Genomic DNA, 26,491 nt, shown 5'->3' on the forward strand with positions numbered 1-26,491 from the left:
ACACCATGAATAGAAAAATATCCTACTGAACAAGCCCTTGACTTAAATGTATAACCTTTAATTCCCACCAAACCGTCCTTGAGATTCAAAACGTGATTACATCAATCAACTCCTAACGTAACAAAAAGATGCACAATTAAAAAGTAACGTTACATGCAACCTAGAAGTATAAATAAATCTAGTTTAGTACTAACGAGAAAGGTAAAAACAGCAACGCTGAGAAGGAATGGGGCATTTCCGAGTCACAAAGTCCGTATTTCCACTTGTGATCACCGAGCTATTCTGTCGGTGCGCAAACAACGTTAGTCAGTAATATATTACTGACTAACTGTTCACGATTTTTCCTCATGAGTACGGTTTATTAAGCCCGACTAAAAGCTTTGAGAAAGTTCTTGGGGTGTTGGTGAAACCTTACATGCTCGGAGTGATTAACTCTCCTTTTTCCCTTAAAAGGCGGCGCAATGTATCCCCAATTTGAACATCTTGAGAAATATATTACATAATCAATCTGTGCATTCTGCCATTGGTCAGTAACAACGGTGTTTTCATCAAAGCACTCTACCGACTTTACTTGAATGCGGTAGAATTTGTTCCCATCAGAAATAAGCACATCAGTCTTCATACCATGATCAATCATGGGCATAAATACTTCCCAACCATCATGTAATAGCCAGCTTGCTAATAGGGTTTCGTAAGAAATGCTTTTATAGTGTTTTTTGGCTTCAGAAGAAGTGTGGAGTGTTTTTACAGGCATAGTAATATCCTAATTACATGCTGAATGTCTTTTTAGCACAAGACAATCAGCCGAAGCCTCCTTTATGGGATAACTTCAATTAGGATTCACAATGGCTCTATTGAGATCTCATCAACTAATAATGGGAGCTGCCCCTAGTCTTCTACCTACTTGGTTACCTTGACTATTAATACTAGTGTTCACGTACCGTGAGTGAATCAGTCGGTGTTCATATTAAGATAAACAAAGATCGTAATTTCGTCAATTCAACTGATGGCAAGAAAGCTTCATTAGATAGACAAACTGGCAGGAAATCAGATCAGTAGACACTGCACTGATTATAAAATGTAGGGCAAAATAGAGTCAGCCTGATGGTCAGACTCTTGTGCATGAATGCACATGGTGTTATCGAAGAGGTTAAGGTTTTTTGTTCGGTTGGTATGACTAATTACTTAAGCTGATGACCCGTCTTCTTCGCAAACTTTTGCATCGCCTCAGCAAACGTCGTTGTTCCGCCTTTAGCTTTAACTTGTATTACCTTGTACCCTAACTTTTCCAGCGCGTGGCGTTCTGCCAAAACTGCTTTGTCATCTTGCTGGCTACCTTGGGCAGGCTGATGAATGTAACACCCCTCTAATTGACCATCTTCGACCAGTTGGTGATGTTTCAGTGTATTGATATCAAAATTCATAGTAAGTCTTTTAGTTAAAAATAGGGAGTTTCTGTGGCAGGTTACATACGCTTTAAGGGCTTTACTACGCTGTCTAACCCTTCTATTTTGAGTGCTAAACAGAGTTTTAGAAGCTCTCCAAGCTCACCAGATGGCCATCCCTTCTTATCAAACCACAGCAAATACTCTTCTGGGAGATCGATCAGCGCTCGGCCAGCATATTTACCAAACGGCATTGGCATTCTTGCTAATTTTACTAGGTTCTCTTTTTCAAGCATAGATCTGCTCTGGTCTCTATTTCTCAGGATAGTCAGGGCCTTGAAGAGTAACACCTAAGCGTTCAACCCAAAAGTTAATTGCGTCTTTGGCATCATCAAGAGCGTCAATCATGGTAGAGAAGTCTTTATTACCAGCCTCTCGGTCTATAGCTGCGAAAAGAGGTTTCCCTGTCTGTGCATCACTGACCAATAACTCAATCGTCGCACTGCCTACATTAGTGTGCTCACCCGTAGTGATTTTTGAAATTGTTGAAATAGCTAGCCCATAAGGAAGGATACTGCTTGTTACTGCCAAGATAGGGTTTGGGGTTTCAACATTACTAAGTGCAACACTCAATCTCAACGTGTTACCTTGCGGCTCTTCTACGATAGTTTTATAAGGTTCTATCTTCTGCTTTAAGCGTTCAATGACATAACTTGAAAGCTCTTCGATTTGTTCCTCATCAATACTCCCCTCTTCAGCAACCACAAATACTTGGTCTATAACAACAGAATCGTACTCATCGAGTTTTGCTGTCAGCCTTTCCTGATTACGCAGGCCAATTCGTGCCCACACAAGGTCAACACCACCTTCAGGCCCTGCTGAGAAATCTTCATAAGAGGTAAATTTGGTAGCGTGAACACGTGGTATGTTACTACAGCCAATTAACAATAAGCCTGTAACAGTTATGATGAGAAGTTTTGTAAATGTATTGTTCATAATGGATACCACACCTGATAATGTGACAGTATGGTATACCATATAAAAACTAGATAAAAGAATAATTATTGAACAGTTGTATGGATAAGTTCGAACAGTATAACTAAAACCAATTGGTACTAGACAACAGTGTGGACATACTCAACAACAACTTGATTTCCTTGAGCGTAAACTCGCTGGATTTCACCATCAAAGGATATGGTACTTTTCAATGTAACCAACTGTTGTGCTGATTTATTGGTGAGTTTTAACGATGGCACGATGTGGTACGCATCAACATGGAGGTTGCTGCAAAATTGATGTACAAATTCCATAGAAAGCTCTGTATTGCCCCGAAGGAGTTCTGAAAACTCAGTTTGCGTCATCCCCATCTTTTTGGCCATTTCCATCTGGGTCAGTCTCATCTTGGCTTTTTGTGACATCCAAGTGGTGTATAGGGCATCTCTATCTTGTTGAGTAAACTGCACGGTAACGTTCTCTAGCATTCCAAATATGGATGAATTTTGCGTTAATCCATTGATAACATGTCAGCCAATCGTCAGGTTTTGACCAATGTTTTGCAGTGCACTTACAATCACAAAATTACCTATATTTAGTTTCACTGTTTTTGTTCCACGCACAAAAAAGGTCACAATCAATGTGACCTTTTGGCTCTAAACTACTAAGGCTTTAGAGATGTAACTTAGCTAGTGCCTAGAGGTTTGGTTAGAAAAAGCTCGCGATTAGACGCTTAAACCAATCCATTGCTTTCTTGAAAAAGCTACCTTCTTCTACATCATCAAGAGCGACTAATGATGATTGTGCAACTTGCTCGCCTTCCACAAGGTAAGAAACACTGCCTAAAATATCATTCTTGCGAATCGGTGCCGTCAACTCTTGGTTTATCTCGATGCTCGCAGTCAACTTACTGATATCACTTTTAGTCAGCGTTAAGAAAATATCTTCAGCAACACCGACTGCTACGTTATCTTTTTCGCCCATCCACACTCTTGGCATCGCAATCTCATCGCCCGCAGAGTTAGGAGAAACGGTATCAAAGAAACGGAAGCCATAGCTCAATAACTGTTTACTTTCTGCTTCACGGCTTTTGGCACTATTTGACCCCATAACAACTGAGATTAATCGCATGTTACCGCTCGTTGCTGAACTCGCTAAGCTATAGCCTGCTCCACGTGTATAGCCCGTTTTCATACCATCAACATTCATGCTTCTGTCACGAAGCAGGCCGTTACGGTTATATTGAGTAATGCCGTTATATTTAAATGAACGCTCACTATATAGTGGGTAGATCTCTGGAAGGTCACGAATGATCGCACGACCTAAAGTCGCAATGTCATAAGGGGTGGAGTAAAGTCCATCGCTATCTAAGCCATGGGGATTGGTGAACCCGGTATTGTTCAGTTCTAATCGCTGAGCCCATGAGTTCATCAAAGCAACAAAAGAGTCTTGTGAACCCGCAACGTGCTCCGCAATGGCAACACTCGCATCATTACCAGATTGAACAATCAAACCACGGTAAAGATCCATCATATCAACGGTTTTCCCCACTTCAATGAACATCTTTGATGAATCTGGGAATTTTTTGGCCCAAGCATTCTTACTGATAACCACTTTATCGTGCTTACCAATATTACCTGATTGTATCTCTTGCCCAGCCACGTAGGCTGTCATCAATTTAGTCAGGCTAGCTGGGTTTAGTTTAGTGTGCGCATCTTTTTCGACCAATACTCGGCCGGTATGGTAATCCATAAGAACGTAGCCATTAGCACCTAAAACAGGTGCATCAGGCACTATGGTTGGTGCGGCGACTGCAAGAGGTGAGATAAGAGCAGTAGAGAGTAAAGCACCCGCGAAACGAAAATCCATATTAATCATAACTTAGCCAAATGAGATAGATATTGTTTGAGTATATATAAAAGTAGGAAAGATAAATTAGGGCTTTACCAATCCTTACGATAATTTGATTTTAGTTACATTGTGACGGTTTAATCGACGAAGTTAGGCCAATTAACGCTCCAAAAATCAAATATTTCCACCATTAAAGCAAAATGACCGATAGCAAGCTACCGGTCATTCAAGAAATTTGTTCATTTAATGATTCTAATTGTTACATTTTAATTCGCAAAACGTGTGTTTAATGTTGTCCAATGAGGTGTTCTTTTTTGACGATAACTAAACCAGAAATACGTCGCTACCATAGAGAAGAACAAATAAGACATCGCAAATATAAATGGTGAGGTAATCAATTCAGCAGAGACGCTTAGTGCAATACCCACAACCGTAATCATCAGTTTTGCAAACATACCTAGGAAAAGTAACAGCAAAACAAGCTCTGGAAAGCGAGTTGTACGGAATGCTAACCAATAGCAGCTACCAACCGCTAAGGTTGAAATACCTAAACCTAAAATGAAAGAGTGAAAGTGTTCAGCTGATGCAACACCAGCAAGTATAGATACCAATGCAATAACAAATATTTTCATAATTAACGCCTCGTTTAACAACCTACGAATTGCATCCTTTCATTTTTGCAAACTCATTTTGCGCTCATTGTCTCTTTTTCAAATGCAATTGCAAGGCTATAAAACCAACAAATTTCGTTCACATTCGCAGCGCCAATGCGAATTAACAGTTTGCTAACATAATGCAATCGAATACACCTCCAGATTACAGGCTGCCAAAGCATTAGCAGAAAAAACACACAAAAAAGTAACAAATAAAATTAAACCGTAAGAGTTTGTAACAGAGTGTTACATGTGACATAGATCGACATAGTGTGAAACTATTAATGTAATGGAATGGGTTCGAATAATTGAAATGATGAATGGCAATAAGCATAAAATAGAGTTCAGAAATTAATACCAATTTAGTGAACAAAGTATGATTATATTTCTCGTCAAAAATAAGGCGCTTTGATACCTTATGCACATCTTAAGCTTGTTGATCCCAGCGCTATGCCTTCCGAATACCGAATTAAAAAAATTGTAGAAATTGGCGACACATTGCATCGAAGTGGTTGTGCTCCTTATAAAGTTGAAAAATACACTCAGCATTACGCTAGAAAGCATAATGTCGACGTAATGATCCAAGCTTTACCAACAACCATCAATTATCAATTTCCTGATGACAATAACGCGGTCGTTATGAAGCGCCTTAAACCGGCATCAATCAACCTGAGCTTGTTGGCCAATACCATTATTCGGATCAACCAGCCGAGTAGCGAGCCTGTACCCGAACCAACAGGCTACCCTAAATGGGTGGTTGCGCTTGCTAATATGGGTATTCCGCCTGCCTACTTGATGCTTGTTGGCAGCACTATGGAAGCTATTGCATTTTCTGTTTTTCTTGGCTTTATGGTCTGGGTTTGTCAGTTGGTTTGTAAAGGGCGTCGCAGCATTGCTGTGGAGTTTATATCAGCGCTTATCACTGGAGTTTTGGTTGCCTTTATTGCAAGTACCGGATTACCTATCCCCGTTTGGGCACTATGCATTGCCGCCATCATATTATTTGTTCCCGGGTTATCAATTGCCAACGCTTTGGAGTGTTTAGCCTTCAATGATCTTGTTTCAGGAACGAGTCTTCTTGGGCAGAGTGCGCTCACGTTAATAAAACTATTTGTTGGCATCGTGATGGGACTCAATATTGGCGAAGCCATATGGGGGACAAGTGAAACCTTGAACTATCTAAATGATGTCCCGACTTGGATGCACATCATGGGCGTCTTTCTTCTATCAGGTTCAATTGGCATTATATTCAACGCTAGAGCGAGAGATATTTTACTTGGGCTTCCTGTCGCCGTACTCGGTATGTGGGGTCCATTCTATTTAGGTTTTGATAGTGGCTGGATCGTTGGAACGTGGGTCACAACGATGTTAATCACGCTTTATGGGACATGGGTTGCTAAAAAGATGGAGCTCACGGGTGCGATTTACATTCTGCAAGGGATTATCATTTTGGTTCCAGGGAGCCGAGTATTAATCAGTGCCAGCCAATCAGTATTTGAACAGTCGATTTTACCTATTCCAAGCATTGGCCTTTCTGCACTATTTATGTTTTCAGCCATTGTCGCCGGACAAATCACCGCATACTCAATTTACTCACCCAAGATTGAACACTAGATAAAGCAAGCAAAAATCACAGGGTTATTAATCTATGAAAAAGCCCTATTCAAATTCAACGTTCTACGCTGCTTTTGAATAGGGCTCTTTGCCCTTATGTTTGTTATTTCGCCTAAAACTTCCTTTACCTTTTTTCGCTTGCTCAACTCTTAATTTAAAAATCTTACTCGTGACTACTGCTTTTAATGCGTTGTCTTTAATATTACCCCGCCCCGTATCCAAATCACTTTGGGGGGACTCTAAGCAGTCAAACTGCTTATTACTTTTTTTCTGGCCCACAGGTCCATCCTCTTTGTTAAAACACAGCGATTATCGTACAAAGTTTAATCAAACTCAATGATTATCAAATGGAAAGAACAGAACACAATTACATTAATCTCAATAACGTATATGCAAAAATGACACGACGCGCATAAAACTGCAGAAAACTTTAAAAAGATGTGTGGATTAACTCGAGTAAACGTTGACTTAGCTCTAGATTGGGCTAAAATCACCAACAGCTAGAAAGCAGTTCTTTGTCTAAATATGCGTCTCGTTGGATTACTTGTAACTTCCGTGTGGTACGCAATAGCAGTCTACTTTTCCACGCTATCCGCGCCAATTTCGGCACAATATTTTTAATTAGGATATTTATCATGTCTAACACAGTTACTGGTACAGTAAAATGGTTCAACGAAACTAAAGGCTTCGGCTTCATTCAACAAGAAAACGGTCCAGACGTATTCGCACACTTCTCTGCGATCACTGGCGACGGTTTCAAAACTCTTGTTGAAGGTCAAAAAGTTGAGTTTGTAGTTACTACAGGTCAAAAAGGCCCACAAGCTGAAAACATCAAAGTACTTTAATTTAGTACCTTTTTTCTAAAAATAGCCAGCCTCGTGCTGGCTATTTTTTTGCCTGAGATCTTGTATTACCCATGGCTCTAAAACCGACTATTTTTAAATTCCGTATCTCTTTAACGGATATGAATCGTGATTACTACGATTCGCTAAACCTTACTGTTGCTCAGCACCCTTCTGAAAATGATCAACGAATGATGGCTCGCATTTTGGCTTATTGTCTCAACGCTCATGAGTCACTGCAGTTAACAAAAGGTCTATCAACCATCGAAGAGCCTGATATCTGGTTAAAAACACTCGATGGTCAAGTTGAACTATGGATTGATATGGGTGAACCCGATCCTGAACGTATTAAAAAATCGACCCGTTTATCTAAGAAAGTCAAAGTCTACAGTTTCAACACTAAATCTAATGTTTGGTGGAACCAGAACCAAGACAAAATTGGCATGCTAGACGCTGATATCACTCGTTTTGATGCTGAAGGTGTCGAAGGGTTAACAAAGCTAATCGAGCGTGGCATGGAGCTATCTGTCATGATCACGGGCAACTCTATCTTTGTTGATAGCCAAAAAGGTTCTCAAGAAGTTGAGTTTTTTGAGCTACAAACTAAATGAAAACACTAGAGCAAGCTTGTCATCACTGTGGTCTGTCTGAGCTCGTAACTATTTCGGAACACAAGGACTTATGGAGTAAATGGCAATCTTCCCAGCAGCCACTTTTTTCAAAGGTTCTTGAGAGCAAACCGCAGACTTCAGCAACGTTACACTTGCTTGGAATGTTGACCAAAAGCCACATTGAAATTGCATCTGGTCTTACTCAATATCTTGAATCGATCAACGACATGCAAACAGCGATAGCCAAGACGGTCGGTCAAGAACATGTAAATAAATTTAAAACGAGTGATACTGACGAGCTAACCGTTATTACTCATGCTTGGCTTTATATCCAAGGTTTTCTAGGGATGGATTTCAGCTTAGCGAACGACCATGCTCACGAAACATCCAAGTTAATTAGCTCAGTGACATCTCAAGACGTACAACAGCTTCGCACTCAATACCTAGAAAGCTTCTACCTCGGCAATCAAAACCGTGCTCCTACAAGCAAAGGAAGCCTCAGCCAATGGATAAAGCGTTTATTTAGCAAGTCTCGCGACTAAATCTTGGGTTAAAAATAAGCAATCATCATCACACAAGTACCACTTTTCAATAGTCCCTTGAAAGCATAATTGACTCTAAGCAGAGCTTCTAACTTAGAAGAAGCAGTATGGATCATCTAACACTGGAATAGTGGGTGCTTTTGATGTGTGAAAGTAGGAAAGAAAGTTTCAAAATAAAGGCTCGTAACTAGTGCTCGAGCCTTTATTGGATATTGATTATCGGTTATTGGTTATTGGCAACTAAGCAATATGCTCATTCTATGACCGACCAAATTGAAACAACTAAGGGCGTAAATTAGTACCCAAATTGTTTTCGCTGTACTTCATTGTGATGATAGTCACGCTCCATCACATTTTCGAATTCACCACACTGAGACCAAACAACAAGTTCGTCATAGTTAGGTGCATAGTATCGGTTCATTATGTAGTAGTGTTCATTCTCATTTACCGGCATCCAATAAGTTCCATCTTCTGGATCATTCGCTGAAAACGTTATCGTGACATTCCCACTTGCATCTGGTTTGGTATTGAACGAATTAAATATGTCGTTTTGATTAGGGTACAAATTGCGAGTCATAGAGCTATATCTAGTGACAGACCAAAACTCGTCAGTTCCTGGTTCATAAGGAAGTGTCACAGTTTCAACGTTAGAGCCATTCAGTGGCACTCCGTCGCAGTTAAATGCAATGGCATCATAATAGGCGTGATGCTCAGGAAGGCCGAGATGACCAATAATCGCCATCGCTCGTGCCATTGGGTCATCCATGCCCTGACCTATATCATTGAAAATACCTACATTAGAAGCTTGGTACCCTGCTAGGAACTTTGCGGAAGTTAGCATAAACATACGTTGATGTGATTCAGCATCGAACTTACCCACCTGGCTCTTTAGCAACTCAGCATTTTCCTTATGTGGGGAATGAGTCTCAACAGTAAACTTAATAAGATCATCCGCAGCAATTAAGCTTGAGGTTGTCGATTCTAATGAAATACCATCTTGGATTGCATGTGTAATCGCATACTCAGTGATAGATGTATCCTTCACCTGAGTTCTAATGAACAAGAATGGGTAGTCACCACGCTGAGTAAGAACTTTGCCTTCTGGAAGTTCACCTTCATAACCTTGACGTACGAATACATAAGAGCCTACTGGGCGAATTTCATCATAAGTTGTGTAGTGCTCTTGGTCGACGATCTGAATCGAGTAATAATGATCAGTCTCAACGTCGCTAAAATTAACCACCACAGGGCCGTTGGTTAGATCTAATACAGAGCGTGAATAAATTTGGTCAAGCGCAGGTGTTACGACATCAGCGCCATCAACAGGTAGCTCACGCGTATGTGCCAGTACATTTGTTCCACCCGAAGCTTGGGCAAGAGAGATCAAATATTCTAAGTGATGGTACGCTTTGTAAGCATGAAGTTCAGCTTCAGTTGCAGAGACTTCGGTGCCATTTGGCAACGTTCCACTATAAACCTTCTCATCAGCGATCGCATTGAAAGACAATAATAAAGCGGCGGCGACCATTGTTTTTTTAATCATTTATTTCACCTATCAAGGTATGGTTTAAATTCTATGACTGATAAGGCGGGGCAATGGATCTTCAAAAAAGACATGCAACCCTCAGTCACTGTGTTCCAGTGCGCTCTTATGTTATTTGCAACCCTTGCCCTACTGACGCTCAACCGGCCAGTGCTTCCTTAGCTCATTGAACGGGTTAAACTTTACTCAATAATTATTTGAAGAAAAATGGCTTAATGCTAAAGTTAGCTATAAGCACAGCTAATAGATAAGGCGTCATAGTGGATCTAAATTTATTGGATACGTTCATGAAAGTGTATCTAAATGAAAGCTACTCAAAGGCGAGTGAAGAGATAGGTATTAGCCAGTCAGCAGTGAGTCAACGAATAAAAAAACTCGAAGGTGAACTAGGAAAAGGGCTGTTTGTTAAAAAGGGCAGAACCATTGAGGCGACGAGTTATGCACACCATATGGCACAGAAACTCGGTTCGTTGCGTGATTTAGTAAGAGAAGCAATCCATGATGTCCGCTACAAAGTATACATTCAAGAAGCGCTTGTTTACGGCCTCAAAAATGTAAACGCAATACTTATAGATGCCCCTAAGAGCGAAGATACCTTAATTAATGATTTACGAAGCCGTAAAGTAGACTTAGTGGTTGATTCTGTGGGTATTGTAGATGCCTGTATTATTCGAGAAGAAGTCGCGACGGAAAGAATGGTAATGATCGCATCTGGAAGCCATCCCAGAATTCAAGGGGAGATTACTCCTGCTGAATTCTATAGTGAACAGCATATTGCATTAGCGACTAGACGAAGTAATAGTGACTTATTCAACCTTATTACTGTCGATCCTCAACCAAGAGATATCGTTTACCGTACTAACAGCGTTGCTAGCTTGATGTTATATGTATCCAGTAGTGATTACTTGGGGTTTGTCCCTCAAAGTATGTCTGATTATGCCAAGTCACTTCAACTTCAAATAATAGAGCCCCCTTTTGAACTACAGCCAATTACCTTCAATTTGCTCTATCACCGCTCTTTTGAAAAGGATATCCAGCATAGGGTGTTACGAAAGCAAATAATGAAACAGTTACAAGCCAGTTTCACTTAACATCTAAGCTCAACCTTAATCGGGCTAATGCTTATATAGTAAGCCTCACGATTAAAGCTGACTTTATAAACAAAAAAAGAGAAGCTCTCGCTCCTCTTTCTATCTCTTATTTATCTACAAATTTGCATGAGGACCAAACACCTCATAATGAACTCTGTCTCGCGACACATTAAGCAATTCTAACTGCTTAACGATGCTATCCATAAAACCTATTGGCCCACAAAGATAAAAATCGCCATCTGCTAACGGTAACGTAGATTCAACTGAAGACAAACTCATTGGACCATGAAAATCTGAATCCCCCTCCATGTACCAAATACTTTGCTGCCAGCCATTTACTGCGATTAATGTACTCGTTTCGTCAATAAATGAATGCTGATCTCTACTGTTGCAGGCATGTAGATAATTTACGTTATCTTTTCCTGAACCATTTAAACTTTGAAGCATGGCTTGAACAGGAGTCGCTCCTACCCCTGCAGAAATGAGCACAACAGGGCTTTGCTTTTCAACATAGAAAAAGTCACCCGCCGGCGCATATAAATTTATACTGTCACCAACCTCAACATCATCATGTAAGTGGTTAGAGACTAATCCTTTTTGATCGGTTCCCGCTCCCTCTCGCTTCACAGAGATCCGGTAGCTCACGCCATTGGATTGTTCAGAAAGTGAATACTGGCGAATTTCATTGTATTGACTAGATTCAGGCTTAACCTCAATCCCAATATATTGACCCGGTTGGTAGCTAAGCACTGCAGCTTTATCTACTGGTGTGAATACAAAACTGGTTACTAACGATGACTCTTGTTTTTTATCCGTTACAATAAACTCACGAGCAGCCTCCCAACCACCGATTGCCTGTTTTCTTTGTAAGTAAAGTTCACCTTCACGATCGATAAATACTTGAGCCAAAAACAGATATGCAGCCGTCCAAGCCTCTTCCACTTCAGTACTAAACGCATCTCCTGTTAACTCTCTTAATGTCTCAATTAAGTGATGACCTACAATTTGATAATGTTCTGCTCGAATATTGAAGCTCGTATGCTTATGAGCAATACGCTCAACGGCCGAAGTTAATGCGCCCAAATTTTCAATATTTTTTGCGTAAGCAGCAATCGCCTCGAACAGTGCAACACTTTGGCGACCCGTTTTCTGATTGGCCATATTGAAGATATCTTGAAGCTCAGGATTGATACGAAACATACGTTCATAAAAGTGTTTCGTTAGAGCTGGTCCTGCTTGTTCTAATAAAGGAATCGTACTTTTTACTGTTTTAATATGTTGTTCATTGAGCATTAAATAATCTCCCATTGGGGTTATGATTGTTGGCTTTACTTAGTAATTGGCAAGTTTCTACTCGCTCTAATTAATTCAAGTAATAGCACTATCTATGCCAACAACAATAACAGAGAAATATCAGTAACTTGGCGGCATCCTCAATATTTCAACATGTCTAAATGACCCCTTTACTATGAGTCATTTAGACTTCATAATATTGGTAACACCTAATTGGGATGCATTACATGCAAGATATTTCTGTTTCAACACTCGTCGAAATGACCATTGGACTTGCAAGCGGTTTAAACGATGAAGACCGCTTTAATAAATTACTGGATGCGATTCGAAAGACTATTCAGTGTGACAGCGTCGTGCTTCTTTCCATTCAAGGAGAAACACTCACGCCTTTAGCTATGCAAGGATTAACGCGAGATACATTAGGTCGTCGCTTTATTGCGTCTGAGCATCCGAGATTTGATGAGATATGTCGAGCTAAGACGCCTGTTCGATTTGATGCGGATAGTCCTTTACCAGACCCTTTTGATGGCCTTCTACTTGATCATGATGGCGACCTGCCTATGCACTCTTGCATGGGACTTCCGCTTCTTTTCGGTGACAAGCTACTGGGTGTGCTTACTTTGGATAGTTTAAGGCCTGGTTTATTCAATGAGATCCCCGACCGAAGTTTGGAAGTGCTTTCAGCTATCGCCGCGTCCACACTAAAAATGGCGATGACGTTTTCACAACTCGAACAGCAAGCTAAACAGAGCCAGCAGCGTGTAGAAGAGTTGAATGAAGAGGCGTGGGAGCGTGATGGCGGAGAGATCATCGGCTCGAGTAAAGCCATGGTTGGCCTAAAAACTGACATCGACGTTGTTGCTCCTTCCGATTTCAACATTCTTATTCATGGTGAAACCGGAGTAGGTAAAGAACTTGTTGCTCGGACATTGCATCACCAATCCTCTCGGAAAAAGCAATCTCTGATTTACGTTAACTGCGCGGCTATTCCTGAAAATCTAGTTGAGAGTGAACTCTTTGGTCATGTTAAAGGGGCATTCACTGGCGCAGATAAGAATCGATTGGGCAAATTTGCACTCGCAAATGGTGGCACACTGTTTCTCGATGAAATAGGAGAACTTCCTTTAGCGGCTCAAAGCAAGATATTGCGTGCTCTACAAAATAACGAAATACAGCCTGTCGGCCAAGATAGAGTCGAAAGCATTGATGTAAGAGTACTTGCCGCGACTAACCGTGACTTAAAAGAAGAGGTGAGCCAAGGTCGTTTTCGAGCGGATTTATATCATCGCTTAACCGTTTATCCTATTTTAGTACCACCACTGCGTGAACGAGAAGGTGATATTGCTCTTTTAGCCGGGTTCTTTCTAGAGCAAGCGCGTCGTAAACTCGGTATTGTTCAGCTAAAAATGGGGCAAGAAGCACTCAGATATATCATGCTTTATAGCTGGCCGGGAAATGTACGTGAGCTTGAACATGTCATCAACCGAGCAGCGCTAAAATCAAGAGCGAGAAACCAACACCGTTCAACGATTACTGTTACCAACGAAGATATTGGTTCACTGGATAACACTCCAATTCTTGACACCGCTCCAATGGATGTTCAGCCGCAGCCAAATCAGACTGATGCAACCCTAAACCTTCGACAAGCAACTGAAACGTATCAACGCCAACTGATTACCTCTGCATTAGAGGGCGCCGATTTTAACTGGGCAAAAGCAAGCCGATACTTACAAACTGATCGTGCAAATTTAACTCGATTAGCAAAACGTCTTGGAATCACAGTGACAAAAGAGCATACGATACATCAATAGAGTCAGCTAAATTTCAATTTCACCGCTGATCTAGCTAGTAATTTGATATATCTTCCTATTAAATTACTAGCTAGTAATTGTTAAAGTTAGCAATAGCAACCTAGATCAATGTAGAATGTTACGTTCTAATGAACAATTGCTGTTCACTATTAAATATCTCTACATATTTCAAAACTTCTATACTCGAACGGTGACTTGTATACCATGTACTCGTAGCCCATTTGCTAAAAGCTACTGATTTTCTCGAAACTATTGAGTTGCTCAAAACTACTAAAGCGCGTGTGTAATAATCCAATGACTGAAGACAAATTTACGAATATCTATCGTCTACCCCACTCGATCCAAATTCGAATTGGGAAGTGGCAACAGACCTTCAGAGGAACTTCTGATATTGTTCTTCACCAAGCATTGCAAGTTCGTAATGCTCAGTTTCGAAATCACAAGCTTTCTCCAACAGGTTGGAATATTAAGCTTGTTAAAGCCGATGATATCTCTGTTACCCATCATGGTAAATATATTCAAACCGTCATGCGCTCAATGATTGATCGTAAGGTGGCATACCAACGCATCTACCTATCAACAATTCCCCTAGAGCAAGCAGAGCCAGCCTTGATTCAGTTTAAAAGGGAGTGGATACAAAAGCACAATCGAGTAGCTAAGGAGTACAATCAGATAAAATTAAAGCAATTTATGTCATTTGCTTTTGAAGAGGTAGATACGCTATACCCTTCATTGCCTAAGGGTGAATTTGATAAGCAGTTGTGGAATAGGTTAGTCACTTCCGAACTTGGCAATGCGAAGAAATTCAACAACCCATTTTTTGTTAAAAAAGCGGCTATTAAATAAACCCAGTTCTGTACTCAGATGACTAGGCGATAGACTTAACCTTTATCGGTATTTATCTAATATTGCTTGATACTGACTAATACCATCTTCATTGACACTCTCCTTAACATTATCAATACCTTGCTGTAGTTTTTTCACTAGAGCAGGGTCACTGTCTGTATTGAATGCATAATAGGTATACCCCTCTTTCAAGGTATACACTGGTACAAAAATGTCACTATCAATTCCAGCTTGCGAGGCATACCAATAGGCTGTCCGCTCTGAGTAAGCGATTAAGTCGATTCTATTTTTAGTTAATAGCTCGGCCAGTACGACCACATCTGAAGCCTCTAACATTGCCGCTCTCGGAACACCTAGATCGAGCAATAGCTGCTCCCCAATATCATCTTCTACTACACCTATTTTATATCTCGCCATTTCAATAGGTGACGTGATTTTGATACCGCTGCCTTTCTTCGCCATCACAACCACTTTTACCTCGGCAATGGGGCCTACCCATTGAAATAATTCTTCTCGGTGCTCAGTGCGTGTAGTCGAAAATACAACGGTATTAGGTTTTGTTAAAGCTGAACGATACGCATCAGACCACACCTGCAACACAACATGTGCATCATCAAGGCTATCTTCGACAGACACTGAAGCGGCATATAACAGATCAACCGAATACCCCGTTAACTGTCCATTTTTCATGAAATTGGCTGGTGGGTATTCCTCCGTCAAAAATACCAAACGTCCAAGGTCATCTCCTTCCCCATGAGCTAGAGCAGAAGGTATGGAAAAAGAAAGCAACGTCACTGCCATCAGTAGAAATTTAAAGCTATACATCGTCATCTTCTATTTAAAGTTATTTACCTTTAAACGTTAGTTGACAAACAAAATGGCGTCTAGCCGCAAAACTATATGCTCAACAATTTTTAAACGAGAAATGAACCTCCAATTTTAAACCAATACAATAATGTCATATTTAACATTGAGATAGCCTGAATACAAAAGTATTAAGTACTAATAATATAAGATCACATTTTCGAATAGCATTGTTTAAGAGCATTATTAAAGTTATCTATCAGCATTGGATGAGTAGAAAGTGATTTTCGAGTTAAGTAAAGATATAACGGCTTATCTTTAACTAATCGTGATTCTAACTGATCAACCATTCCTGAATTTTTTACAAGTTTATCTGTTACTAAATTATTGGCAATGAACAGGTCAATTCTACCGTTTTTCAACTGCAATAATAATTGCTCCGTGGTTTCAGGCTGGCTGTGTATTGGATAATTGTTCTTTGCAAGCCATTTGGACATATTCGAGCCAAGAAACGCACCTATTCGTGGCATAGGTTCTAAGCTATCAATATCTTGAGGATTAGATTTTAGCCAATACCAATTCCATTTCTGCTCGGCAATAATGTCTGTTTTAACGGCATAACCGTCTCGAAATTCGTTTTGTGAACCCGCAAAAAAACCGTCTACTTCACCACTTTGAGCTAAAAGTTGGGCTCTAGCCCAAGGCACAACTAGTATCGTTAACTCTATTTCCATGCTTTTAAATGCACAACGAATTCGATCTACGGCAATACCAGTAAAATCACTATTCGCTACTTTTTTTATATCAGCCCCAGCTTCGTAGCTACCATAGGGAGAGAGGTTATGGGTAGATAGCACAATACTTTTTGCCGAAACACTTAATGAACACGCTAACAGCAGTAAACTAAACGCTATATTCTTCATACAAAGCCTCATCAAAGGTCAATGGTTATACAAAAACTATAGAGTAGAAACGAGTCACTGCTTAACGTAATTTATGTAGAGGGTAATCTTACGAATAGAGATTCTACTCGACAAAACATAAGAACTAACTAACAGAATCATCAACATTTGTTCTTAAAAATAATAACTTAGACAAATATATACAAAAATAAGACTAATATGTATTCAGTTTTAATTCGATAGGCATATAGTTAAATCATAATAAAAAGAAATGGCTAGTACATACTATGAAATACCACCAAATGAGCGAGGAAGCTCGTTCACCACTGCTACAGCAAATAAGAAAAAATGGACAATCTATCTTTCCCATAGGAATAATCTTCGTCAGTGTCTTTATCGTAGCTGCAATATTTAATTTCTACGCCACCAATAATCACGCTGTAGAGCAAGGCAAAGAATCCATTGAAAAACTAGAACAATATATAGCGGTCACTGCATTAGATCTGTTACAGCTCAAGAAACAAGTTTCAACCTCTTGTGAACGACAAGATGCTCTTAAACTACGTGAACATGCTTTCTATTCAAGCATGCTAAAAGAGATTGGCCTTTATAGCGACGGGATTGTTGTGTGTACCAGTAACGAAGGAAAAAACCATATCCCTCTCTCGTCTTCAACTATTAAACGGCTCAATAATTCGGCAAATAACATTACTATCTCACTGACTAAATCCAAGAGTAAACTGCAGACTTTCTTTATTTACGCCTATGATGAAAACAATAGTGGTATTAACGCATTATTATCCCCAGCCCAGTTTCTTGATCTGGTTTCTCCTACTTTAGCTGGACAAAAACTAGGTTATCAAATAACAGTGCTAAGCCAGACAATTCAAAGTACTCATGGTTCTATCGATTCTGCCCTAAATTTGTTTAGTTTTTCTTCTCACTTGTACCCACTTGCTATCACTCTGCACCTCAATCACAGTGCATATTTGTACTATTTTGTTCAACACCTATGGCAAACGCTACTTATTGCGGCGCTGCTTTCATTAATTTACTTGGCTATAAATAACTATCGCCTCACCAAAGAGTCACTTGAATACTCACTGTTACAAGCTGTGCAAGATGATGAACTTGAACTGCACCTACAACCTATTGTTGATATTGTGGAGAAGCGTATCGCAGGCAGTGAGGCTCTAATTCGTTGGCGCCACCCTATTCAGGGTATTATTCCTCCAGATATGTTCATACCCCTGGCAGAACGTATGGGTATAATCGATCAAATCACTAAGGTAATGATCAAGTCGGTGACCACATTTATTTATTCTCACCCTAGTCACCTCAATGGTCAGTACATCAGCTTAAATATCAGTCGGCAACTTGTGATTGACCCCAATTTCATTGATTATTTAATCGAGTTTTCAAAGCGCTATACTAATATCGTACCAACACTATTGCTTGAAATCACCGAGAATAATGATTACACAAATCAGGAGCTTGAACATGCTACTGCGTCTCTAAGAGTGTTAAGTGATCTTGGTTTTAAAATTGCTGTTGACGATTTTGGCACTGGTTATTCAGGCTTGAATTTCCTTCGTCAGCACCCTTTTAATGCACTCAAAATTGATAAAGTATTTGTTAATGGTCTTCGCTCTGAAGCAACCATTACTCCCGTACTTGAATCAATGATCCACCTTGGAGAAGAACTAAACATGAAAGTGATAGCGGAGGGAGTAGAAACCCAAGCTCAAATCGAAAAGCTAAGGCAATTGGGGGTTAGGTATATTCAAGGTTATTACTTTTCTCCTCCAATGAAACCTAACGATTTTATTAAGTTCGGTTTGGCTTAATAATATGATGACCTAATTCAAATATTCGTTTAAATCTCTTTGTAAGCCCTGCTTACCATTGGTTGGTAAACTGGGCTTGCATCGCTCGGCTGACAGGGAGCTTTACACCACCAACATGTACCATCATCTTACCAGTAAAATCTTTTTTAACTTTTCTAATAGCAGATACATTCACCACACTCGAACGATGGATCTGCCAAAACATGTTGGGATCTAGTTGACTCAATAGCTCTTTTAATGATGTACGCAGCAGGTATTCGACACTTTCCGTTGCTTCTTGCTTGTATAAAGAGACATATTTATCTTCAGCCTTAAAGTACAGCACTTCAGACAACGAAATCAGATGAATATCATCTCCTTTAGCAGCTTTAATCCACGTTAAGTAATTCGGTTTTGTTTGGTTGGTCAATTGCTGTATTTGATCGATCAATGAAGAGACATCAGGGACTGCGGTAGGTGTTTGTTCTAAAAATTGAGCCTGAATCTTATCGACGCACTGAGTTAATCTTTTCTCTGAAACTGGTTTAAGTAGGTAATCGACCGCGTTGGTTTCAAACGCTTGCACCGCATATTCATCATACGCAGTGATGAATACCACTTTTGTTTGGTTCTGACTTTTAGCCAATACTTTAGCCACGCTCATGCCATCTCGCTGAGGCATCTTAATATCCAAAAATATAATATCAGGCTGATGCTGCTCAATAAGCTGTAAGGCTTGCTCACCATTCTCAGCCAGGGCAATAATCTCTAACGTCGGCCAAACTTCCGCTAAGATTTTGTTTAAATGATGCCTCAATAAGGGCTCATCATCTGCAATAATAGCCGTGATAGCAGCGCTATTTATCATTCATATTTCCCTATAAATATTTTAAGTCCATTAACTCTATATTAAGCTTGGCAGTGACTCCACCTTCTGCGTTTTCGGTAATCACAAAACTGGCTCTACCTACAAACAGCGCTTGTAATCGTTGTCTAATATTCTCAAGCCCAATACCATGCCCTACATTGGCTGATTCAATCATCAAACCAATACCGCTATCTCTAACGGATATCACGACAGTACCTTGAACCTCTTCTATCTCAATAGATACGCTGCCGCCTTCGGCTTTTGGTTCAATACCATGCTGTATCGCATTCTCTACCAGTGGTTGTAACAACAAAGGTGGAAAGCCCACATCTTGGTCGAGTCGATTCTCTATCTTGTAACTCAGTCTCTCACCCAATCGAATCTGCTGAATACGTAAGTAAGCATCGATGAGGTCTAATTCACCAGAAATAGATGTATTTTCTTGGCGATTGACCTTAAGGGTTCCGCGTAGCAGATCCGTTAGCTTTTCTAGCATTAATTGGGCATCTTTTGGTTTCTGCTCAATAAGCGCGTTGATATTCGCTAACGTGTTGAATAAGAAGTGGGGTTCAATTTGACTTTGTAGCTGCTTTAACTGGCTAATTACCAGTGCTTTTTCTTGCTCTGCCTGTTTCCGTTTTGCTTTCTCTAACTCTTTTTGGGCAAGTAACTTCTGTTCATAAATATAGAAATACAGAAAGCATATCGCGGTAAATACAAACCCAAGAAAAATCACCGGCTTTAGCTTATAGAAGTTATTAAAGTTGCTGTCTTGCTCTAACCAGAAGGCAGCGTTACTTGTGCCAAGAATCATCGATGTCGACAACGAAAATACATTAACCCACCGCAAGCCTAGGTCAGGAAAGAGTCGACCTACAATAAGGGCGCTAAACACGGCGCTATAACCATAGCCAAAACTGATCAAACAGTGCTTTGTGAAGGGACCAGGCCAAATCAACGTCGTCGCAATTGCAATCACTAAGCAAAATAGGCTCGTAAAAATGATGCTTTTTATCGCACTACTCTCAGGAGCATTATTTACATGATCATTACATACAGTGACCTTCCGTATAAAATCACGTAACTTCATAATCAGAACTTCCCTTTAAGGTTTAACAGAATCATATGCTTATCAGGTAGATTTGCATACACCGAATCACTGCTACCACCCAAAAATCGAGCGGCAAGTTCAACATTGAATGATGTAGCACCTGTATCGAGCACTTGATAGTTAAACCATTGAGTCGCAATAAAACCACTGTCTTCAGGGGACAACATCACATCAAATGTTGGTTCAAAATTGTTCAGCCACAACCAATCTTTGCTCCACTCCCAATGACTCCAACTACTGGAGTTTAGAGACCAATGGAGCATGATATTGTGCTGTACAAGGTTGGCGTGGTTAAAACCCTGAGCGTAAGAGTATGCTAGTGACTCTGTTTGAACCGCTGAAGATAAATAAAGTCCTCGATCGAAAGCTTGCTGCCAATCACTGTGACTCCAGCTTCGACTGTCGTACCAATACTCCATGATCACATTGTGCCCGCTACTGTTGGCCCAGTTAACACCAACCAAAGATTGATATCCATGCCGCTGAGTATCTAAGTTGACCGCTGTTAATGCACTCCCTTGCTCATAAGCCAAATATTTACGCTGATAGAGCGCTGAAGCATGAAACTCCCATGAGTGACTGACAACGGTCACAAACGAGCCACCAATTAAACCTTGTCGAACATCATCATAATAACCAATCCCCTGCCACTCACTATCACCAAACAGTGCGTATCGACGCATACCAAAACCTTGTTGTTCCGATTGCTCCTCAAGTTCAGAGCCTTCTTGTTGAGTCCAAGATGAGTCGGAGTAAACCAAGCTCCACTCACCATCTATATCAAAGTATGAGGCCATAGCAGTGCCCGCTCCCTCCTCTACTTGGATACCAATGGGATTACGGCGATACGGTTTAAATACATCCAGAGGTCGATAACCATAACCAACTCCCCAATCTAATCGAACCTTACCGAACGTAAGATCAATAGGTAACGCTCCTACATCGATACTCGTTTGCCAGAATAGTTCTTGAACAATGCCATCAGCATCAAACGTCTGTTGATCGTCACTGTTCCAAATTGAGGTGCCTTTTAGAGCAAAAAGACCCGTCAGCTCTTTCCAGCTTGCTTGCACATCCAATAACGCATCTAGCGATTCTGTTTTTGTCGGCATCGCTTTTCCGGTTAAAGTCGTATCTCGGTGAGCGGTACTGCTAGTACTTAGCTCCCAATCCCAGTCGAGATTAAGTTCCGAGCCAACAGCACTAAAAGCGAGTACCAACCCAACAACACTGACAAACCCTTTTAGGTATTGACTAGTCCTGCCACATGATACGACTTTTCCATTCGCGTTCATTGTGTTCACCGTTATAGATCCGCTGACTTATTACGAGTTAGGTAAGCAGGGTTGTAATACTTCTCTTCTAACTCAATAGCTTCAATAGTTTTGTATTCAATGACGGTCTTTTTCGCCGGCTGAATTTGATCAAGTAAAGTCATTGCGACGACACGAAGTTGTCCGTCTCGAGTTCCTTCTTCAAACCACGCCTGTTTTGCTAGCTTGCCTGAACGTAAATAAAGATCCGCTTTGATCGGGAAGTTATTGCTTTCATCAAGCCACAAGTCGATCTTTTGATAACTCGCCCCCGATGTCACAGCTGTAAGCTTCAATCGATTAGTTTGAACCGTCTCGCCAGACTCAATCGGAACAGGCTCTTTATCTATCAACTCGCCCTGATAATCTTCACTCCAGGTAAGCGTTGAGATATCCCCAACAGAAGCTTCTCCAAGCAGTTTCTGCATTGGGGTAATTCGAATTGGGCGACGACTTTTTGGCATGAGTAACCAGTAGTTATCACCAAGCATCAGCATCTTTTGCCCAGCTTCAACCTGAGATTTAAATACCACCAAAGACTCACGATTTGGCCGAGTATAGACATGGTACTCACGAGTTTTATCAAGCTCGTGATGTTCGAACAATGATACCAGCGAAACAATTTTGGCCGAATCTTCTTCCATTCGGTATAAGTCGGCTTGTTTGATCATGTCATCAACATTATCTTGAGCCAGAGCTTGAAAGCTCGTTATTGCAAGGATTAAAGCCAAAGGAAATGAAGCGATAATCGCTTTAATTGATGCTGGTAAAGTACGATTAATATTAAACATAAACCAGTGCCTCCGTAATAGGTTTGTTGACCCCTTTTCGCGCAGAAATCCATGCAGCTACAATGCAAATAGCCATCACACCAACAGCGCAATACGCAAGAAGCTCAGCCGAGAAATAGATATTAAGTGGATAACCATCAGTTCGACCCGGAGGAGGCGGCATCTGCACATCTGCTACCATCAAAATCAAACTGGTTAATAAAGTAATAATACCCCCAATCAAAGAGCCTATCAGCGCAAGCAAGCCAGCTTCACGAATAAAGCCAGAAACGATCTCATTTGGGTAGGTTCCAAGAGCCGACAATGTGCCAATTTCCCGTGTTCTTTCAGTTACAGACATGGTCATGGTGTTAAATAAAGCAACGAACACCACCAACGCCATCACTGCGCCCATGATGCCAAAGATTCGATCATAGAGATCTTTTACACGCGTATAAAAGAATGCTCTATCTTGCCACGGAGTAACTTCTATCTCTTGTGCTAGAGCAATGCTTGCGAGCTTATCCTCCACCCATAATTGAGTTTCAGCTGTTTGTTCTGTACCGTATAAAAATACTGATAACGTACTGACTTTGTCACTCGCTAACAGATCTTGAACTGAGTTGATGTGAAGATAGAGCTGACGCTTATCAAGTTCAGGAACACCCGTTGAGTATATACCTCGTACTTTAAAGTCATACGCGTTCAAAGCACCATCGCTAGTCGTCGCAAGCAGTGTGACCCAGTCACCAATGCTGACACTAAGGTTTCGCGCCAAATCAACGGCTAGCATCACTTCAGGCTCTGTTTCGTCATAACGTGGCGATTGAATATTAGATAACGTTTTACCTTCTCGTATATCTAGAAATGGCCCTTTCATATCAAATTCACGCTCGTTCACGCCAGACCCAACAAATATAGTCGACTTAGTGCCATTAGAAACAAGTCCTGTAAACTCTATTCGAGGCTGAACGCCCCGAACACTTTGATTGGTCAATAACTGTTTTACGATGGTATCGGTGTTTGAAAGCCCATTGGCCAGTGGTGTCTCTTCGTCTTTCTCAAAAAAACCAGGCTGGCTCAACGTTAAGTGACCAGTATCTCGTGCAGTGGACTCTTTCAGTGAGTCGTAGGTATACAAACCAAAGCCGCCAGCACTAGTTAAAGCAAAAACAGCGATCGCTACAATCAATACAGACAGTAAGCTTCTTCGCCCATTACGCTTAAGGTTTAGATATGCGATACGAAATGAATGTGGTATTAGCTTGCCCATTTGATCACCTCCTGATTAATAGAGCCATCTAATAACTCGATGCTTCTGTCACAATGTGAGGCCATTCTTGGATCGTGAGTGGCGACGATAAACGTCGTACCCATCTCTTTACCCAATAGCTTCATAATATCTATAACAATACTGGCGGTATGGCTGTCTAAACTTGCCGTTGGCTCATCAGCAATCACAATTCCAGGCTTATGGACTAACGCTCGCGCTATGGCTACTCTTTGCTGCTGCCCCCCAGACAGGTTATCTGGCCGATGATTCACGAAATCAGCTAGTCCGACTCTGTCTAACATCGCGGTTGCGAGTTTTTTTTGTTCAGCAGAAGAGTGTCCATTTAGCATCAATGGATACGCCACGTTTTCCCACGCGCTCATCACAGGCACGAGATTGAATTTTTGGAAAACGAATCCTAGTTGGCTGCGACGAATTTTTGCAGCGGCCATGCGATCTTTTGGATACGCAACACCTGCAAGTGAGATATCACCAAGGTAATCCATATCTAGCATTCCCAATATATTGAGTAAGGTGCTTTTTCCTGAGCCTGATGGACCACATAAAGCAACCATCTCACCTTTCGCAATTGAACCGCTCGCATCAGTTAGCGCTTGAACACTCTGTTGCCCTAGCAGGTAACGTTTACTGATTTGATTAAATGTCAACATAGTCGCCCCCTAAGCTGCTTGATTGATCAGTGCTTCGGCTTGAAGTGTCATAGGATGTTGAGAGTTTTTAGTTTGCATCTCAGATAGCCATTGATGAGCTTGATTTACATCACCCGCTCGTAATGACGCTTTAATTGCATAGATATAAATCCAAGATGTTGCGTCATAATGTTGCTCAGAGAATGATTCGTCTGCAAGTAACTCTAAATAGATGTCATAGCCACGCTCAAAGTGATTGAACATGTCAGGCAGTGACGTAAAGGTAGAAGCGGCAATGGCTTGAGCTAAAATAGATTCTGGTAAACCTTGGCGATACTCTTGCTGATCCATCGGGTGTGCATCTAAAAGCGTCAAACCTTTTGATATTGTTGCCAAGCCTTGCTCTGTATACTTCATTTTATTCCAAGGCATAAAGGCATCACGGCCCATCAAGGTCTGTGTACTGCCTAAATAAACCATGCTCAGTGCGTCAGCACCTTCAGATTCCACTTGCTGACTCAGCTCTTCATATACAACTTCAACTTTGTCTTCATCGCCCGCTGCTGCAAGGTTGTATTGAGAGATCACAGCTTCACTTGGTGCTGCCATTACATTTGGTGCAATCATTGCTTGGCTGCTGACTAATAGTGTAATTGCAGCATACTTAGATATTGTTTTCATGGTCATGTTGGTCGTCCCTTTCACTGGTTGATGGTGAAAGATTAAAATGAACTTGAACAGTGTGCAGGCGTTTGCGACGAATGGGGAATTACGGGAGTGAATGGTAGAAAACGGGGATGAATGGTTTTGATCTTGTAAGTAATAAAAAGCCAGCACTACACTGGCTCTTTATATTATTTTGATTGGTAAACTGCTGCCTATGGCACACCGTGCCCTTTCGATGCAACCCACACGCGATACCACTGCTCACGAGTCAGTTCCATATCGAGCGCAGCCACGGCTGACTTCACTCGCTCAATTTTACCTGAACCAATGATAGCTAACGGGTTTGAAGGTAAGCGACGTACCCAAGCGTAAATCACTTGATCGATACTCTCAGCGCCAATCTCAACACGTAGTGCTTCTAGTTCTTTAATCACACGCTTTTCTTGTTCTGATTTGCCATTAAACAGCGCGCCACCAGCCAAACAAGACCACGCCATAGGACGAATACGGTTCATTTGTAGTTGATCCAGTGTACCGTCATGTGCAACTTCAAAATTAAGTGGGTTGATTTCGACTTGATTCGTCACTAGCGATTTACCCAACCTTGATTGCAGTAAATCAAACTGACGAGGAGAGAAGTTCGACACTCCAAAGTGCTTCACTTTTCCCACTTTATGCAGCTCATTAAAGACTTCAGCGACTTCATCTGCATCCATCAGTAAGTCTGGGCGATGAATCAACAGCACATCTACATGCTCCACGCCTAAGCGAGTAAGCGAGTTATTCACAGACTGGTGAATATGCGCCGCACTGGTATCGTAGTGATTAATTTTGCGTTGTGGGTCTTTCGGTGTACATAAATTAATGTCGCACTTGGTGACGATTTGAATATCGTCTCTTACTGATTTATCCAGCGCTAAACCTTCACCAAACAGTTGCTCACACGCATACCCACCGTAAATGTCGGCATGATCGACTGTCGTGATTCCTAGCTCTATATGTTGCTTTAGAAATGTCAGTCTCTGCTGAGGTGTCATGCCCCATTCGCCAAGACGCCAATAGCCTTGAACTAGCTCTGAAAACTCAGGGCCTTGCGGTGCCATTGTCACTTGATCTACTTTAGCCACTTTAGCTGGTTTGCTTAGCTTAGCTACCATGTGCGGTTCTCCTATAATTAACTGCGCTCAGAGTATGTGTGAATGTGCTTTAGCTCAATCTCTGATAAATCATTCG

At 41.1% G+C, this 26,491-nt stretch carries 28 protein-coding genes; 8 read left to right on the forward strand and 20 right to left on the reverse strand.

What is annotated here, in order from left to right; genetic code table 11:
* Positions 1–361 precede the first annotated feature (361 nt).
* From L4D20_RS17605 to L4D20_RS17635, 7 genes are all read right to left on the reverse strand, one after another.
* Positions 362–754 (reverse strand): hypothetical protein, encoded by a 393-nt coding sequence (locus L4D20_RS17605; RefSeq protein ID WP_428802898.1) that lies wholly within the window; start codon positions 752–754, stop codon positions 362–364.
* Between the two features lie 427 nt (positions 755–1,181).
* Entirely contained in the window at positions 1,182–1,424 is a 243-nt protein-coding gene (locus L4D20_RS17610) for a hypothetical protein (RefSeq protein WP_428802899.1), read from the reverse strand.
* A gap of 41 nt (positions 1,425–1,465) precedes the next feature.
* A complete protein-coding gene (locus L4D20_RS17615) occupies positions 1,466–1,681 on the reverse strand; it encodes a DUF3820 family protein (protein WP_428802900.1) in 216 nt (71 codons plus the stop codon).
* Positions 1,682–1,697: 16 nt separating this feature from the next.
* A complete protein-coding gene (locus tag L4D20_RS17620) occupies positions 1,698–2,381 on the reverse strand; it encodes a DUF3313 domain-containing protein (RefSeq protein ID WP_428802901.1) in 684 nt (227 codons plus the stop codon).
* Between the two features lie 119 nt (positions 2,382–2,500).
* Positions 2,501–2,848, reverse strand: a complete 348-nt coding sequence (locus L4D20_RS17625; RefSeq protein ID WP_428802902.1) for a helix-turn-helix domain-containing protein — start codon at positions 2,846–2,848, stop codon at positions 2,501–2,503.
* A gap of 238 nt (positions 2,849–3,086) precedes the next feature.
* Positions 3,087–4,247, reverse strand: coding sequence for a serine hydrolase (locus L4D20_RS17630; RefSeq protein WP_428802903.1), 1,161 nt, complete (start codon positions 4,245–4,247; stop codon positions 3,087–3,089).
* Positions 4,248–4,495: 248 nt separating this feature from the next.
* On the reverse strand, positions 4,496–4,861 hold the full coding sequence (locus tag L4D20_RS17635; RefSeq protein WP_428802904.1) for an NADH:ubiquinone oxidoreductase: 366 nt from the start codon (positions 4,859–4,861) through the stop codon (positions 4,496–4,498).
* A 471-nt stretch (positions 4,862–5,332) separates the two neighbouring features.
* Between L4D20_RS17635 and L4D20_RS17640 the strand changes: the two genes are divergently transcribed.
* Positions 5,333–6,496, forward strand: coding sequence for a threonine/serine exporter family protein (locus L4D20_RS17640; protein ID WP_428802905.1), 1,164 nt, complete (start codon positions 5,333–5,335; stop codon positions 6,494–6,496).
* A 63-nt stretch (positions 6,497–6,559) separates the two neighbouring features.
* Here L4D20_RS17640 and arfA read toward each other — a convergent pair whose 3' ends face one another.
* Positions 6,560–6,775 (reverse strand): alternative ribosome rescue factor ArfA, encoded by a 216-nt coding sequence (arfA, locus tag L4D20_RS17645; RefSeq protein WP_428802906.1) that lies wholly within the window; start codon positions 6,773–6,775, stop codon positions 6,560–6,562.
* A 356-nt stretch (positions 6,776–7,131) separates the two neighbouring features.
* Here arfA and L4D20_RS17650 point away from each other — a divergent pair, with 356 nt between their 5' ends.
* From L4D20_RS17650 to L4D20_RS17660, 3 genes are all read left to right on the forward strand, one after another.
* The gene (locus tag L4D20_RS17650; RefSeq protein WP_017034739.1) at positions 7,132–7,341 is read left to right on the forward strand and encodes a cold-shock protein; all 210 of its coding nucleotides are present in this window, start codon (positions 7,132–7,134) and stop codon (positions 7,339–7,341) included.
* Between the two features lie 71 nt (positions 7,342–7,412).
* Positions 7,413–7,949 carry a YaeQ family protein gene (locus tag L4D20_RS17655; protein WP_428802907.1) on the forward strand — a complete coding sequence of 179 codons (537 nt, stop codon included), beginning with the start codon at positions 7,413–7,415 and terminating at the stop codon, positions 7,947–7,949.
* Positions 7,946–8,491: a hypothetical protein gene (locus L4D20_RS17660; RefSeq protein ID WP_428802908.1), complete on the forward strand. Its 546-nt coding sequence runs from the start codon at positions 7,946–7,948 to the stop codon at positions 8,489–8,491. The genes L4D20_RS17655 and L4D20_RS17660 overlap by 4 nt, the downstream gene beginning before the upstream one ends.
* Positions 8,492–8,786: 295 nt before the next feature.
* Here L4D20_RS17660 and L4D20_RS17665 read toward each other — a convergent pair whose 3' ends face one another.
* The gene (locus L4D20_RS17665; protein WP_428802909.1) at positions 8,787–10,034 is read right to left on the reverse strand and encodes a DUF1254 domain-containing protein; all 1,248 of its coding nucleotides are present in this window, start codon (positions 10,032–10,034) and stop codon (positions 8,787–8,789) included.
* A gap of 260 nt (positions 10,035–10,294) precedes the next feature.
* Between L4D20_RS17665 and L4D20_RS17670 the strand changes: the two genes are divergently transcribed.
* A complete protein-coding gene (locus tag L4D20_RS17670) occupies positions 10,295–11,125 on the forward strand; it encodes a LysR family transcriptional regulator (RefSeq protein WP_428802910.1) in 831 nt (276 codons plus the stop codon).
* Positions 11,126–11,239: 114 nt separating this feature from the next.
* On the opposite strand, the gene hmpA is transcribed toward L4D20_RS17670, so the two are convergent.
* Positions 11,240–12,418 carry an NO-inducible flavohemoprotein gene (gene hmpA, locus L4D20_RS17675; RefSeq protein WP_428802911.1) on the reverse strand — a complete coding sequence of 393 codons (1,179 nt, stop codon included), beginning with the start codon at positions 12,416–12,418 and terminating at the stop codon, positions 11,240–11,242.
* A gap of 227 nt (positions 12,419–12,645) precedes the next feature.
* On the opposite strand from hmpA, the gene norR reads away from it, so the two are divergent.
* Together norR and L4D20_RS17685 are read left to right on the forward strand one after the other, a co-directional pair.
* Positions 12,646–14,229, forward strand: coding sequence for a nitric oxide reductase transcriptional regulator NorR (gene norR / locus L4D20_RS17680; RefSeq protein WP_428802912.1), 1,584 nt, complete (start codon positions 12,646–12,648; stop codon positions 14,227–14,229).
* Positions 14,230–14,523: 294 nt separating this feature from the next.
* Complete coding sequence (locus L4D20_RS17685) at positions 14,524–15,075, forward strand: MSHA operon transcriptional regulator (protein ID WP_428802913.1); 552 nt, start codon at positions 14,524–14,526, stop codon at positions 15,073–15,075.
* Between the two features lie 42 nt (positions 15,076–15,117).
* Here L4D20_RS17685 and L4D20_RS17690 read toward each other — a convergent pair whose 3' ends face one another.
* Together L4D20_RS17690 and L4D20_RS17695 are read right to left on the reverse strand one after the other, a co-directional pair.
* On the reverse strand, positions 15,118–15,900 hold the full coding sequence (locus L4D20_RS17690; RefSeq protein WP_428802914.1) for a substrate-binding periplasmic protein: 783 nt from the start codon (positions 15,898–15,900) through the stop codon (positions 15,118–15,120).
* 191 nt (positions 15,901–16,091) lie between these two features.
* Positions 16,092–16,802 carry a substrate-binding periplasmic protein gene (locus L4D20_RS17695; protein WP_428802915.1) on the reverse strand — a complete coding sequence of 237 codons (711 nt, stop codon included), beginning with the start codon at positions 16,800–16,802 and terminating at the stop codon, positions 16,092–16,094.
* A 266-nt stretch (positions 16,803–17,068) separates the two neighbouring features.
* On the opposite strand from L4D20_RS17695, the gene L4D20_RS17700 reads away from it, so the two are divergent.
* Complete coding sequence (locus tag L4D20_RS17700; protein WP_428802916.1) at positions 17,069–18,628, forward strand: EAL domain-containing protein; 1,560 nt, start codon at positions 17,069–17,071, stop codon at positions 18,626–18,628.
* Between the two features lie 52 nt (positions 18,629–18,680).
* Here the strand turns inward: L4D20_RS17700 and L4D20_RS17705 are convergent, their stop codons facing one another.
* The 8 genes from L4D20_RS17705 to L4D20_RS17740 form a co-directional block, all read right to left on the reverse strand.
* Positions 18,681–19,472 (reverse strand): LytR/AlgR family response regulator transcription factor, encoded by a 792-nt coding sequence (locus tag L4D20_RS17705; RefSeq protein WP_428803141.1) that lies wholly within the window; start codon positions 19,470–19,472, stop codon positions 18,681–18,683.
* 13 nt (positions 19,473–19,485) lie between these two features.
* Positions 19,486–20,565: a sensor histidine kinase gene (locus tag L4D20_RS17710; RefSeq protein ID WP_428802917.1), complete on the reverse strand. Its 1,080-nt coding sequence runs from the start codon at positions 20,563–20,565 to the stop codon at positions 19,486–19,488.
* Between the two features lie 2 nt (positions 20,566–20,567).
* On the reverse strand, positions 20,568–21,881 hold the full coding sequence (locus L4D20_RS17715; RefSeq protein ID WP_428802918.1) for a hypothetical protein: 1,314 nt from the start codon (positions 21,879–21,881) through the stop codon (positions 20,568–20,570).
* Positions 21,882–21,892: 11 nt separating this feature from the next.
* Complete coding sequence (locus L4D20_RS17720) at positions 21,893–22,690, reverse strand: outer membrane lipoprotein-sorting protein (RefSeq protein ID WP_428802919.1); 798 nt, start codon at positions 22,688–22,690, stop codon at positions 21,893–21,895.
* Positions 22,683–23,942, reverse strand: a complete 1,260-nt coding sequence (locus L4D20_RS17725; protein WP_428802920.1) for an ABC transporter permease — start codon at positions 23,940–23,942, stop codon at positions 22,683–22,685. The genes L4D20_RS17720 and L4D20_RS17725 overlap by 8 nt, the downstream gene beginning before the upstream one ends.
* The gene (locus L4D20_RS17730) at positions 23,930–24,613 is read right to left on the reverse strand and encodes an ABC transporter ATP-binding protein (protein ID WP_428802921.1); all 684 of its coding nucleotides are present in this window, start codon (positions 24,611–24,613) and stop codon (positions 23,930–23,932) included. The genes L4D20_RS17725 and L4D20_RS17730 overlap by 13 nt, the downstream gene beginning before the upstream one ends.
* Positions 24,614–24,622: 9 nt before the next feature.
* The gene (locus L4D20_RS17735) at positions 24,623–25,279 is read right to left on the reverse strand and encodes a hypothetical protein (RefSeq protein ID WP_428802922.1); all 657 of its coding nucleotides are present in this window, start codon (positions 25,277–25,279) and stop codon (positions 24,623–24,625) included.
* 191 nt (positions 25,280–25,470) lie between these two features.
* Positions 25,471–26,415, reverse strand: a complete 945-nt coding sequence (locus tag L4D20_RS17740) for an aldo/keto reductase (RefSeq protein WP_428802923.1) — start codon at positions 26,413–26,415, stop codon at positions 25,471–25,473.
* Positions 26,416–26,491: the final 76 nt, after the last annotated feature.

The sequence above is a fragment of the Vibrio kyushuensis genome (assembly GCF_050337325.1).
GTDB lineage: Bacteria > Pseudomonadota > Gammaproteobacteria > Enterobacterales > Vibrionaceae > Vibrio > Vibrio kyushuensis.